This window comes from Clostridium arbusti SL206, from assembly GCF_000246895.1.
GTDB lineage: Bacteria > Bacillota > Clostridia > Clostridiales > Clostridiaceae > Clostridium_I > Clostridium_I arbusti.
Genome location: NZ_BAEV01000109.1, coordinates 1 through 13085, shown reverse-complemented (window position 1 = coordinate 13085; position 13085 = coordinate 1). Strand labels below are relative to the sequence as shown.

11 protein-coding genes are annotated in these 13085 nt (G+C 28.5%); 8 read left to right on the top strand and 3 right to left on the bottom strand.

Annotation, left to right across the window (positions count from 1 at the left end; all coding sequences use genetic code 11):
* Window positions 1-376: 376 nt before the first annotated feature.
* On the top strand, window positions 377-4432 hold the full coding sequence (locus tag RH99_RS15555) for a PDDEXK-like endonuclease domain-containing protein (protein ID WP_010240374.1): 4056 nt from the start codon (window positions 377-379) through the stop codon (window positions 4430-4432).
* A gap of 89 nt (window positions 4433-4521) precedes the next feature.
* Window positions 4522-5103: a hypothetical protein gene (locus tag RH99_RS15550; RefSeq protein ID WP_010240372.1), complete on the top strand. Its 582-nt coding sequence runs from the start codon at window positions 4522-4524 to the stop codon at window positions 5101-5103.
* 371 nt (window positions 5104-5474) lie between these two features.
* On the opposite strand, the gene RH99_RS19050 is transcribed toward RH99_RS15550, so the two are convergent.
* On the bottom strand, window positions 5475-5636 hold the full coding sequence (locus tag RH99_RS19050; RefSeq protein ID WP_138990725.1) for an ankyrin repeat domain-containing protein: 162 nt from the start codon (window positions 5634-5636) through the stop codon (window positions 5475-5477).
* A gap of 176 nt (window positions 5637-5812) precedes the next feature.
* Window positions 5813-6244 (bottom strand): GNAT family N-acetyltransferase, encoded by a 432-nt coding sequence (locus tag RH99_RS15545; RefSeq protein ID WP_010240370.1) that lies wholly within the window; start codon window positions 6242-6244, stop codon window positions 5813-5815.
* A gap of 486 nt (window positions 6245-6730) precedes the next feature.
* On the opposite strand from RH99_RS15545, the gene RH99_RS15540 reads away from it, so the two are divergent.
* From RH99_RS15540 to RH99_RS15525, 5 genes are all read left to right on the top strand, one after another.
* Window positions 6731-7108, top strand: coding sequence for a hypothetical protein (locus RH99_RS15540; RefSeq protein WP_010240367.1), 378 nt, complete (start codon window positions 6731-6733; stop codon window positions 7106-7108).
* 12 nt (window positions 7109-7120) lie between these two features.
* On the top strand, window positions 7121-7243 hold the full coding sequence (locus RH99_RS19945) for a hypothetical protein (RefSeq protein WP_279374449.1): 123 nt from the start codon (window positions 7121-7123) through the stop codon (window positions 7241-7243).
* Window positions 7244-7249: 6 nt separating this feature from the next.
* Complete coding sequence (locus RH99_RS19290) at window positions 7250-7435, top strand: hypothetical protein (RefSeq protein ID WP_010240366.1); 186 nt, start codon at window positions 7250-7252, stop codon at window positions 7433-7435.
* A gap of 294 nt (window positions 7436-7729) precedes the next feature.
* Entirely contained in the window at window positions 7730-7993 is a 264-nt protein-coding gene (locus tag RH99_RS15530; protein WP_010240363.1) for a DUF4238 domain-containing protein, read from the top strand.
* 286 nt (window positions 7994-8279) lie between these two features.
* On the top strand, window positions 8280-9482 hold the full coding sequence (locus RH99_RS15525) for an acetylornithine/succinylornithine family transaminase (RefSeq protein WP_010240360.1): 1203 nt from the start codon (window positions 8280-8282) through the stop codon (window positions 9480-9482).
* A gap of 210 nt (window positions 9483-9692) precedes the next feature.
* Here RH99_RS15525 and RH99_RS15520 read toward each other — a convergent pair whose 3' ends face one another.
* The gene (locus tag RH99_RS15520) at window positions 9693-10235 is read right to left on the bottom strand and encodes a GNAT family N-acetyltransferase (RefSeq protein WP_010240357.1); all 543 of its coding nucleotides are present in this window, start codon (window positions 10233-10235) and stop codon (window positions 9693-9695) included.
* Window positions 10236-10603: 368 nt separating this feature from the next.
* Here RH99_RS15520 and RH99_RS15515 point away from each other — a divergent pair, with 368 nt between their 5' ends.
* On the top strand, window positions 10604-12598 hold the full coding sequence (locus RH99_RS15515) for a methyl-accepting chemotaxis protein (protein WP_010240354.1): 1995 nt from the start codon (window positions 10604-10606) through the stop codon (window positions 12596-12598).
* Window positions 12599-13085: the final 487 nt, after the last annotated feature.

The window sequence follows — 13085 nt, the reverse complement described above, 5'->3', positions numbered from 1 at the left end:
CCTACTACGTCAACAGAACCTTCTGATAGCACCACTATCATCAGAACCTGTTTCCTTGTATAATTCAAAATAGACGTCACATCTTTGACTTGTTATTTATTTTCACATGCCTAAGTAATTATATCAAGAAAATCTTAAGGATTAAACACAATTATCTCTCTGAAGATCATCATCTTCCGCCACTAATACATTAATCATTCAATCCCTCCACCATTATGTTCTTTTATAGTTAAATTACGACAATAATTATATCAAATAAATTATATTATGTGAAATTTAAGGAAAAAATTGGTGATAACTAAATTAAAAAAATATGGTAAAGTATGGTATAATAGTTTCTAAGTGGGAATAGTAGAAAACTTAAGAGGTGATAAATATGAATTGTAGGACAAAGGTAAAGAATTTGTTTTCATATCTATTGAATATAAAGAACATGGACGAAGATGTAATAAGAAATATTAATCAATATGAGAAGACTTATTGGCAGATGAATTTAAATACAATGGATAAGAATTTAGTAAAAAATCAAGAAGAAGATGAAAACTGGTTCTATATTGATAATAGTAATAAAGATTTATACAATGAGTTCTTTCAATTATATCTTTCTGTAGAGAAAAGTGGGGAAAACTTTGAAATTATTTGGGGAAACTACATACTTGCCTGGGAGGTAGAGGATAAAAAAATTACTCATCCTCTTTTTACAACTAAAATGGAGCTTTGTTTTGATGCAGAAAAAGGAGTTTTCCTTTTAAGACCTTATGATAGAAAAATAAATATGGAATTTGATATTTTTTCAGGGATAAATATTCCTAACATAGATAAATTATTAGAAATAAAGGAAGGTATAGAGAATTCTTCTCTAGATCCAAGAAATTTAAGTGAAATGGAAAATTTATTACTTAAGATATCACATTATTTGAGTTCAGATATTAGTCCTAATGGTGAGATTCAAAAGGATATATGTACTTCAAAAGAAATAAATGTGTCTAAATATCCTGTATTTTTTAATGCTCCAGCAATTATAATTAGAAAAACTGATCACAGGCTTTGGCACAATGAATTAACCAGTATTCTAAAGTCTATAGATGATGGATATGAGATTCCACCTACTATAGAAGCTCTTGTAACTTCAGAAAAAATAGAGGAATCTCCAAAGGTAAAAGAACAGTGGAAAGATGTTGGAAAGAATCTTTTGTTTCCACTATCCAGTAATGAAGAGCAAAAGGAAATAGTTAAAAAGTTATCTGAAAATTTTGGAGTAGTGGTACAAGGCCCCCCTGGAACGGGAAAAAGTCATACTACTGTAAATTTAATATGTCATCTTTTAGCTCATGGTAAAAGAGTTTTAGTAACTAGTCAAACGGGAAGAGCCCTTAGAGTTCTAGCTGAAAAGATACCTGAAGAAATAAGACCTCTATGCATGAGCATTCTAGGTGATGACACAAAGTCTCTTAGAGAATTAGATGAAGCTGTGAGAATAATTACACAAAATCTTGCACTAAATAAAGATAATTTGAAGAAAGAAATGCTGCAGCTTAGGGAACAATTGGTCAATTGTAAGAATAGGCAGAAGGATTTATACATGAAGCTAAAAGATGCTGAATGTGTGGAAACGAAGAAACTTAAATTTCAAGGAACTATAAGTAAGCTTATGGATGTAGCTAAGTGGGTAAGAGTAAATGAGAGAAAATACTCATGGATAGAGGATGACATAAAGATGGAGGTTAATTGCCCCATTACAGACCAACAGTATTTACGTTTAATATATCTTTTAAATACTATTAAAAGACAAGATATAATTAAAGTAAATAATATGATGAATATATTATCAGAATTACCTGACCCAAGTGATTTATGCTTAAAAATAGAGAGCTTTAAACAGATTGATGAGAGATATGATGAATATAGTAACAATTTAAAGGATTGGTCACTAGATTATGATTCAAAGATAGATTACAAGAAACTTATAGATATTTTAACTGTAGCAGAGAAAAAAATGAAAAAAATAGAAGGCTCCTGGCTGAAAAGTGTAATGAAATGCTATTATGGCAGTGAGGTTATGAGACCTGTATTAAAGCATTTATATGTAAAAAGTGATTTCTTAATAACTGAGCTGTCAGAGATTCAAAGAAGGCTTACAGTGCATAAGGTACAAGTACCTCCTATACATGATTTCAATAAGTTTAAGCTGGATTTTAAATATATACACAATGTTATTAAGACAAGAGGTAAAATAACTAAAGTATTTAAGGTTATGCATAGTGAATATTCCTATATACTTAACAATTGTTTTGTGGATTCAGAGCCAATAACTTCAAGGGACGAAGCAGAAATATTAAATATATATATAAAAAAGTTAGCTCTGCAGGATGAGCTTATGAGTTTATGGAACAGTACTATGAAAGATTATGGTGGTTTTGAGATAAAGAATTTTGGAGTTAATTCTATGATGGCTTTGGAAAGCAGTATAGAGGGTTTAGGTAGAATAGTTGATTGGAATATGGATGTAAAAAGTAAAATTATAAATATTTTAGGACAAACGGTATTTTTAAATAAAATTAATTGGTATGAAGGGAAAACCTACACATATCTTAAAAATGGAATAATAAGTTTAAAGCATATAAATGAATATAAAGAAGACAAGATATATATAAATAATGTAAGGAAACTTTGTAATAGTGTGGTGCAGCTTCAAAAGCTGGCAGCAGCAATTGAAAATATGGACATAAATGAAATTAAGGAAAGTTATAAGGAAGTAATAAGACTAAAAGAATTATCTGCTAATATACAGGAAATTAATTTATATATGGAAAAACTTCAAAGATTAGTACCTATGTTTGCTATGAAGATTTATGAGAGTAATAATAGAAGTAATTTTAAAGAACTGAATATGGCTTGGAAATGGAGACAGTTTAGCAGCATTCTTGAAAGGGCTCATAAGGTTAGACCGGAACTAATAGAGAGATTATTAAAAGATGAAAAGGACAAAGAAAAATTTTTAATAAAGGAATTGGTGGCCAAGAAATCTTGGTACAATCAGATAACTAATATCACAGATACTCAAAAAAGGAGTCTCTATGCTTGGCTTCAGGCAGTTAAGAAAATAGGAAGAGGAAAAGGGAAATTTACAGAAAAGTATAGAAGTATGGCTCAGAGAGAAATGGAAATATGCAAGGATTGTATACCTGTATGGATTATGCCTGTCAATAAGGTTATTGAGAATATAAAATTAAATAGTAATCTTTTTGACGTAATAATTTTTGATGAGAGTAGTCAAAGTGATATATTTTCTATTTGCGCTCTATATAGAGCAAAAAGAGCTGTAATAGTGGGGGATGATAAACAGATAAGCCCTCAGGCAATAGGTATAGATCAGGATATGATAAATAATCTTATTGATAGATATTTAAGTGGAATACCACATTCTCAGTGGTTTGATCTCGAAACAAGTTTATACAATACAGCACTTAGAGTGTTTCCGGATAGCCTTTTACTAAGGGAACATTTTAGATGTTTACCTGAGATCATAGGCTTTAGCAATGATTTATGCTATTCAGGAGAGATAATACCACTAAGACATTCTAAGATAAAGGAAATATTTAACTCTCCTATAAATACGGTAAAAGTAGAAAATGGATTTAAGGATAAAATGAAGAATATAAATATAAATGAAGCACAGGCATTAGCAGATCAGATAGTTAAATGCTGTAATGATAGAAGATATGAAGGGATGACTATGGGGGTTATATCACTTCTTGGAGATGCCCAGTCAGATATTATTGAAAACATGGTTAGAGAAAAAATTGGTGAAAAGGAAATGATGAACAGGAAGCTTATATGTGGAGATGCTTATTCTTTTCAAGGCGATGAAAGGGATATAATGTTTTTATCAATGGTAGTTGGTGATAATATAAGATTTACAGCACTTACCAGGGAGGGTGATGTAAGAAGGTTTAATGTTGCGGTAAGTAGAGCAAAAAATCAGTTGTGGTTATTTTACTCTATAAATACTGAAAATTTAAATCCAGATTGTGTCAGGACAAAACTTCTAAGATATTGTCTTGATCCTTGTAGAGCTAATGATGGCAGGGAAAAACAACAATATATATTCCAAAGTGATTTTCACAAAGAAGTATTTAGGATGATAAATAAAAGAGGATATAATATAACAACGGCAGTAAATTTAAAACACTATAATGTGGATTTTGTGGTAGAGGGAAACAGTAGTAGAGTTGCTATAGAGTGTGATGATGGGCAGTGGAATGGAATTGAACAGTGGGAAACAGGTCATGAAAGTCAAATGACACTTGAAAGAGTTGGATGGACTTTTCATAAGATAAGAGCCAGTGAGTTCTATAGAGATCCTGAAAGAACTATGGACCGATTGTGGTCTAGATTAAAGCATCTTGGAATTAAGAAGATAATAGCTTAATCATTTAGGTATCTAGAGTAAAATAACTTTTAATATAATAAGTAGTTAGTTTTTATTTTAGATGCCTTATTTTCAGAGGAGTGGTCCACTTGAATAGTAAAAAGACTATGGGAATTATTATTTTTTTATTATTAATTTTGTTTGGTCTATTAGGTTGTAATAATAATAAGACCAGTAAATCACAGCAGCAAAAGACAATGAAGTCAGTATCTGTAAATGATACAGTAAGTACTACAAAGCAAACTGCAAATAATAGTGGAAATACATCGGCAAAGAATGTCTATATAAACGCAAGATTTGCCTATAGAATAGAATATCCTAAACAATGGAATAACATCGTAGAAAGTGAAACTCAGGATGGTGCACTAATATATTATAAGGATGATAATGATATAAGAACCTTCGGAGAAAAGGCTCAAGATGGATATATGGATTTAGAAAAGGAAAAATATAAGTCAGAAGGTAAGAAAATAGATGATTTTTCAACAGATGATGGAGTTAAGGGAATTATTGTCACCGGAGATGAAAATAATAAAAAGCTTACTCATGTAATGGTGTTTCAGAATGGAAATCATTATGATTTTTATGCTTTAGTAAAACCAGATTTTTATAAAAATAATGAAAGTACCATAATGACCATGGCTAAGAGTATAAAGATTTTAAACAAGTAAATATAAATTTATTAAGTCTTATATGTATTATCAGGTGATAGTGTATATAAGACTTATTTTATATATATTCTTGTGTATAGTTTCTAACTATTCTTAGCAATTTTACGTTTTTGTTAATGTATAACTTTGTACTAACACCAAATATGCAAATTCATTGGATATATTTTATTTAGTGCTATACTGGTTTAAAATACTTATAATCTTGTTATAGTAATTCTTATTAATATCACTAATATTTACATTTTGTTCTTTTACTAATGTAAGAAGCTTTTCTAAACTGGTTGTTTTAGTGTTTACTAATGCTCCATGTTCTAATAAACTCTTTATAATTGCATAGCTTCCATATTCAGCGTTTCGATTACATGCATATTCTAATACTGTTTTGCCTTTGTTATCTTATCAGTAGCATTAACATCTGCTAGGAGGTCTACGACTGTATAGTTTTCAAAATTAACTGCTGTAATGAGTGGAGTATAGCCATCTGATGATGCTTTATGGTTTACATTAGCCTTATTGTCCTTTGGTTTTCTCAATTTAAAGGAGTGGATAACAATGAAAAATAAAATAACTTTGAAAACATTACTCCAACCTATTGGTCAAAGTAATTAACTGCCTGAATGACAAAAAATATCGTATTATTCCATTTTGAATTATATGATATTTTTTATTTATTTGCCAAACAAAAATACTGTAGAATTTTTAATTGATACTAACCATTAAATATTTCCATAAAGCTTTTAGGATTACTTAAATTTTTAAATCCAAATTTTTTATAAAACTCATGTGCATCTTTTGTAGCAAGACACCATCGCCTCAAATTTTGTAAATTCGGATGTTTGAAAACACATTCAAGAAACCATACCCCTAATCTTTTATGTCTGTATTCCTTATCAATTATAACATCACATAAATATGCAAATGTAGCATAGTCTGTGATAACCCTTGTTAATCCAATTTGTCTATCCTTATGAAATAAAGAAAAGCACAATGAATTTTCCAACGATTTGATAATTATATCTCTTTTTCGAGAATTTGCCCAATAAGATTGCTCAAGAAGTGAACAGATAACATCAATATCTATCTTTTCAAAATCCGTTGTAATATAAAAATTATCTTTTTTATAATCTATTATTTCATACATGTCAACACACCTCTTCTTTTAGAAAGTTTAAATGATATAGGATAAGTATAAATTATATTATACCATCTTACCCTATATAATCCATAATATAGTTAACTATTTTCATTATAAGAAACTATACTATTCAATTTTCAAAATGTAATTTTAGGCAAAAAATGTTGTTTGGGCGTCTTACATCATGGGGTGGATTTTTCTCACTGTAATTATCAGCGAAGAAAATTTACTCAATTAAATTTTTCTACAATATGAATATGGAGTGATGTAGATATACAGGTAAAAATGAGCTGTATACTGGTTACAATAGTTTCCATATAAAGTCCGTATTAGTGTATTCTATAAGTTTATGAAAATAGTATTTAATGGTATAATATTGCAGAGCAATAATTCATCTTTGTAAGAGATTACGATATTGAAGAGCATATATTTAAGATAGTAGTACTAACAATTATAGATATATCTTAAAATATAGTAAATGGAGGGGATGATATGCACACAGAAGATGAATTGTTAAAATACGCCAAAGAACTTGATATAGATTGTGTAAATGTTTCATATGAAAATGAAAATAAAAATAAGATATTATATTTGAAAATGCGTGATATTTTTGGCGTAATTGATTTTGCTAAGAAAAAAGGTATAGATACTATTTTTTATGAATATATACCATTTGAGCAAGAATCGTTTAAGATATATGAAGAAACTATCGATTATCTTAACTATAATTCTGATGAATATAATTTCATTAAAGATAAAATAGAAGCCTATAATGATTCTATAGATGAAGAAGACTTTGACAAACCTATAACTTTAAATGGATATTGTATATATCAGGGTCAGATGATAGGTGTTATAGAAATAGATTAGTATTTCTTGGAAATGAGATATGATATACCTGAAATGGTGTTTGCTTATTTTTTATTAGAATATAGTAATGAAATAGAGGATAAAATGTCTAAATTAAAAATAGAAAGACAGGCATTAAGAGAGGAATTAACATAAATACTTTTGAATAGTGATGAATTTAAAAACTTAACCAATCAGAGATTAAGAAATAATTTTTGTAGGAATTTTTTTGGTAAGCCAGAAAATGAAAAATATATTGATGCATTTAGGGATGGTCCTATGGGATATAAATATAATTTTTCGGATTTTATAGATGTCTTGTATAAAAAATACAAAAAGACAATATAGTAGAAAATCTCAACAAGTCTCAAAAAGAAGAATAAAAAAATATTCTTTCAGATTATCCTTAGTAGACGTCATAACAGCCATAAGACAGATCTCTATCCTTAATTTATGGGAAATACTGTGTCTTATGGCTGCTTTTTACGAATCGTTGCCGTACCCGTAACTAGGGGTAATGGGAGCATATGTGTCATGTACTGAAAAGTAAAAGGAATACATATTAATTAAAATGTAATACAAAAATTTAAAGGTACTCAATAGAAATGAATAACTGTTTCATCAAATATAAGAGGTGACTATATGGCAATAAAAAGGCAGCATTATGTTCCGCAAACTTATCTAAAAAATTGGGAAACAAAAGTATCAAGTAAAAGTGAACCAAGTAGATACTTTGACGGTATTAATTATTTTGAGAAAAATGATTTATCTATCGGAGATGAGAGAAATATAGATTCTATTTTGTGGCAACCTCATATACATACAGTTGACTATAAATCTTCTTTTATGTTAAGATTTCTTCCGCAAGTAGAAAAAGATTATATTGGACAAGTTGTAAAAAACTAAAAGAACGTAAAGTAATTCCTATCTTTAATTTTAACTAAGATAGTTAATTCCACGATATACCTATATTTATTTTAAGTTTAGATATGATATATGAACTCAACACAATGGTAATTCTGTTAAATTAGGCAGCTGAATATTCAGCTGCCCAATTTTTTATTTCTAATAATTTGTTTCATTGGTTATAAAAAACATTTGTTGCATATTTATTAGTTAAAATGTATAATCATACATACAGTCGTTATTATTTATATAAATTATTGTAATTCTATAAGAGGTGTTGATATTAATGGAACAAATCAATTTAAATCTTAATAATATTATAAAAGAAAATGAAAATTCAATATTGTTCACTACAAATCGTCCGAATATTGTAATGGATCATGGAAAAGGTATGTATTTATGGGATACTAACAGTAAATCTTACCTTGATTTTGTAGGTGGTTGGGCTGTTAATTGTTTAGGTCACTGTCCGGATGTTATTATTGAAGCTATTACTAATCAATCTAAAAAACTAATCAATGCAAGTCCATCATTTTATAATGAACCTATGCTTAAATTTGCAAAGTTACTTACAAATAACTCTTGTTTTGATAGAGTATTTTTTTCTAACAGTGGATCTGAAGCTAATGAAGGCGCTATTAAACTTGCAAGAAAATATGGTGAAAAATTTCTTAATGGAGCGTATGAAATAATTACTATGATTAACAGTTTTCATGGAAGAACACTTGCTACAATGTCCGCAAGTGGTAAAAAAATATGGGAAAATTTATATGAACCAAAAGTTCCTGGTTTTAAACATGTGCCACTTAATGATATAAATGCACTAAAATCTTCTATAAGTTCAAAAACATGTGCTATTATGTTAGAACCTATTCAAGGAGAAGGTGGAGTAAATAAAGCAGATAAAGCTTATGTTGAAACTATAAGCAATATATGCAAAGAAAATGGTATATTACTTATTTTTGATGAAGTTCAGACAGGTGTAGGCAGAACTGGCAAATTATTTGCATATGAACACTACGAAATTGAACCAGATATAATGACATTGGCAAAAGGAATAGGTGGTGGTTATCCATTATCAGTATTATTAACTAAAGAAGATTTAAATATATTTGAACCTGGAGATCAAGGGGGAACTTATTCATCTCAACCTTTAGGAATGGCTGTAGGAATGGCTGTATTTAATGAAATTATAAATGAAAATCTAATATATAACGCTAAAATTCAAGGAGATTATATATTAAATAGATTAAATGAATTAAAAGACATATATAAATTGAAAAATATAAGAGGGATGGGATTACTTATTGCATTTGATGTTCCATATAATAAAGGTTCTGAAATTGTAGAAAAGTGTTTAGAAAAAGGTTTACTTTTGAATTCCCCAAGATCTTCAATTATTCGCTTAATGCCACCCTTAGTAGTAACTAAAAAAGATACTGATAAGATGATTGATATTCTAAGTGAAGCTTTAAATTCTATTTTTTGATACACTTAATTTTTAAAAATAAAATCCTAATATTTATAATTATTAAACTTAGAAAGACATACTAGATAAGTAGTATATCTTTCTAAGTTTATAAAGAAAATTTAACAAAGAATTTTTTTATAGCTAGATTATTAGCATATGTATACGATCTATTCAATTGCTAGGTTTTTATGATATTAATTCGCATCGTAGAATATTATAGATTGAATTTTACAATATGAGTTTCATTAAATTATCTATCTGCTCGTCTTGTCCTAATTTAAAAATATGTGAACTGTACTTTTTGAACCCTTGCTTTTCATAGAAGCCTATTGCATTTATGTTTTTTTCCCATACACCTAACCAAATATAACTTTGATTATTACTTTTAGCTATTTTTACAGCCTTTTCTATTAACTTTTTACCAATATGCTTACTCTTATATTCCTGTGCTACATAAATTCTTTGAATTTCTAATGATTTATCATATACTTTATTTGTCTGCTTTCTAATGAAATTAAGTTTCATATAAGCAATTATTTCATTATCATTTTGGACCATATAAAATCTTGAATTATTATTTTTTATTTCATTCTCTAACTGTTCATAAGAAAAATTTTTTTCAATATAATCTTCTATATTTTCTTTTAAATTTTCATCATAAAAAGTTTCATAAAATGTTCTTTCTCCTATTTCTTTAAGCTTTTTTATATCTTTTAAGCTACATTTTTCAATTATAATATTATCCATAATTTTTAATTTTTCACCTTCCATTGTAAAAATCAATACCTTTATTTAAATATATAGTAATTTATATGATACCATATTATTGATTAGGTGTTAAATTATAATCATTGAGATTGAAAGTCATGAATTGCACACAATACTAATTGTGTTGAATTGGAGAAACAAGAGTAAAGGCTTATGTATCAAGGCTTTACTCTTGTTTCTTAACTTTAAAAAGACAAATTTGTAAAATTTAATTCTACACAATATAACATTATTATATATTTAGTTAAATTAAGTAAATCTTCAAAAGTTGATGTAATGATAATTAATAATATAAAAAATAAATTACATATTAACTTTATCTTTAAAACTTCGATATAAGAAATGTAGACGTTTATAAGGGGGAGAATCTAATGAAACTAAGAAATAAATTTATGTTATATTTTCTAGCATTTGCGCTCATTCCAATTTTCATAATAGGGACTATTAATTATTTTGAGACTAAAGTTTCAAATATGAATTCAGCCTTTGATACTTTAAGTGGACAAGAAAATTTGAGTAAGATTTCTATTCAGGATAAAATTAATACCATGGCTAGTATTGGAAAGCAGAATGCATCTAGTAATTTGATAAGAGATTATGTGAAAACGATTAATGACTCTAAGCAGGATGATGTATCAAAAAATAATATTAGAAATTCTTTTAAAGAACTTAATAGTGATTTTGCATACTATGCAAATATTGCATTAACTGATAAGAATGGAAAGTGTATAGTGGATAATGTGGGGACTCTTGAAAATAAGGATTTAGGACAAATAAACTATTTTATGGGAGCAAAAAATGATAATAAAACTTACATGTCACCAGTTAAGAAAAGTGAAACTACGGGGAATCCTGTTATTATAATTTCAGAACCTATAGTTGTTGACAATCAGTTTCAAGGTATTCTACTACAATCTATTGATTTAACAAATATGTCTAAAAATCTTATGAATAATATAGCTATAGGGAAAACAGGAAATGTATTTGTTATCCAAAATGATGGTACTATGATAATCCATAAAGATAAAGGCGAAATCTTTAATAAAAATTTTTTGAAGGTTAATGTGGCTAATAAAATTCTTAAAAATAAAAAAGGTACTATAGAGTATACATATAATGGAGAAGATAAACTAGCGGCTTATGATTATGATTCTAAACTTGGATGGATCTTTGTAGGAAATATAACAAAGTCAGAACTTATGGGTACAAGTAGTATGATATTGAAAACTACAGTTATACTTTCTATAATAGCTATAATATTAAGTATACTTATTTCACTTGTAATTACTAAAATACTTTCAAGGCCAATAATAAGAGTCTCAGAATCTATGAATAAGCTTGCAGAAGGTGATTTTACTATAAAGGTACATTCTGAAGGCAAGGATGAAATTGGTCATATGTCAAGAAGATTGGATAATACTATTAAAAGTGTAAGAGGTTCCATTGCAGAAGTGAAGCATACTTCACTTTCCATAGGGGAATATGCAAATACCCTTTCTAAAAATTCTAGTGAAATGGTTACTGCTGTAAATGAGGTTTCCAGTGCTATACAGGATGTGGCCAGTGGAGCGGCTTCTCAGGCAGAAGACTTAATGGATGTAGTAAATATGGTATCGGATTTTACTAGGGAACTGGATACTGCTAATACTAAACTTGTTAAGGTTAATGATGAAATAAAAAATAGTGAAGATAAGGCAAAAGAAGGCAGTGAACAGATCAATGTGCTCATACAGACTATTTGTGATGTAAAGGAATCTTTTGATAATGTACTAGAAAAGATAAATAGCCTTTCTGGTTCAGTTTCTAAGATAGGTAATATAACAGATGTTATTAATGGAATATCTGAGCAGACAAATTTACTTGCACTTAATGCAGCCATTGAAGCAGCTAGAGCAGGTGAGCATGGTAAAGGCTTTGCAGTTGTAGCAGAAGAAGTTAGAAAACTTGCAGAACAATCTAAAAGGTCTTCACAGGAAATAATAGGTCTGGTTAAATCCATAGGTAGTGAAACCAATGAGGTTAAGGTTACTTCTAGTAATGTAGGTAATGTGCTGGAGAGTCAGGCAGAGGCAGCAAATAATACAATTATAATTCTCTATGATATAGTAGATGCAGTTAATGCAGTTGGCCCTATAATGAATGAAGCTAATAATTCAATAGGTACTGTTATGCAAACTAAGGATGATATATTGAATAAAGTTCAAAATGTTTCAGCTGTAGCAGAAGAAGTGTCAGCTTCCTCAGAGGAAATATCAGCTTCCTCTGAAGAAATGTTGGCTTCTGCAGAAGAAGTTAAGAATCATGCAGAAAAGGTAAATAATGCAGCCGCAGATTTAACAGATAAAGTTAAAAAGTTTACAGTATAGAGCTCTAAGTAAATATATTTAATATACAATTATTCATCTAGATATACCATGTGCTATACATTTATTTATCAATATAAGATGAGAAATATAAATCAAAGGCTTTAAAATGATATTTAAATTAACATCATTTTAAGGCCTTTATTAGTGGTAAGATTATATTAGGCATATTCAAATAAATAACTAGTCAGTATGCTAGCCTATTTTGAATCCTACTGTGTCAGCAGAACCCTCAGATAGCCAAACTATCTTTGGAACCTGCTTCCTTGTTGGATTCAAAATATTCGTCGCATCTTTTACTTACTATTTATTTTCACATGCCTTATAGCTATTGAGTTGTTTAGTTATAATGAATTATAATTATTAATTGGGAATAATATATTAAGAAATTGAAAAAAGATGATAGAATAGGAACAAAGGTTAAGATAATTCATATCAGAGAACGTTATAGACTTAGATAGGAACAGCCTATTATTTTGTAAGAAGATTG

Coding starts and splice junctions, on each gene's coding strand:
- RH99_RS15530 (WP_010240363.1), top strand. CDS start 7,730: ATGGCAATAAAAAGGCAGCATTATGTTCCGCAAACTTATCTAAAAAAT.
- RH99_RS19945 (WP_279374449.1), top strand. CDS start 7,121: ATGAGATATGATATACCTGAAATGGTGTTTGCTTATTTTTTATTAGAA.
- RH99_RS15545 (WP_010240370.1), bottom strand. CDS start 6,244: ATGTATGAAATAATAGATTATAAAAAAGATAATTTTTATATTACAACG.
- RH99_RS15515 (WP_010240354.1), top strand. CDS start 10,604: ATGAAACTAAGAAATAAATTTATGTTATATTTTCTAGCATTTGCGCTC.
- RH99_RS15525 (WP_010240360.1), top strand. CDS start 8,280: ATGGAACAAATCAATTTAAATCTTAATAATATTATAAAAGAAAATGAA.
- RH99_RS15520 (WP_010240357.1), bottom strand. CDS start 10,235: ATGGAAGGTGAAAAATTAAAAATTATGGATAATATTATAATTGAAAAA.
- RH99_RS15555 (WP_010240374.1), top strand. CDS start 377: ATGAATTGTAGGACAAAGGTAAAGAATTTGTTTTCATATCTATTGAAT.
- RH99_RS15540 (WP_010240367.1), top strand. CDS start 6,731: ATGCACACAGAAGATGAATTGTTAAAATACGCCAAAGAACTTGATATA.